A 422-nucleotide genomic window follows, 5' to 3' on the forward strand; every position below is an offset into this window, starting at 1 on the left:
GAGCCGCTGCCGCGCGACGAGGTGGCAGGGCAGTTGAAATCGCCGAGCGCAAAGTCACTGTTGTCCTTCGCCGTGTTCTGTCCGGGCGAGACCATGAAGGTAGCCTGGAAGCCGTTCCACACCGGCGATTCATACCAGATCGCGTGGGCCGCGCGCCAATCGAACTCGGCGCGGAGATCGCCACCGGTGTTGCCCATGATCGAATTGTAATCGCCGAGCGTCGCCGAGAACGGATCGAACTTCGCGGTCGCCCTCTTGTAGGGCGTATCCGCCTTGCCAGCCTTGATCGTGCCCCAGGGACTTTCCATCCCGAGGAAGCTGTCGCGCGTGCCGAATGCCGCGCGTTCGGTCGGAACGGCTGCGACCTCCACCAGCGACTCGAATTGTGCGATTGCCGCCCATCCCGGATAGCCATAGGGATC

The 422-nt window shown here is 63.5% G+C and carries 1 protein-coding gene; it reads right to left on the reverse strand.

The genetic code is table 11. The features are described 5' to 3' along the window. Window positions 1-371 (reverse strand): porin (locus tag AC0L2O_RS36395; RefSeq protein WP_473373148.1); only part of this gene is annotated, 371 nt, incomplete at its 3' end. Window positions 372-422 lie beyond the last annotated feature (51 nt).

Source organism: Bradyrhizobium sp. Kon10 (assembly GCF_055807395.1).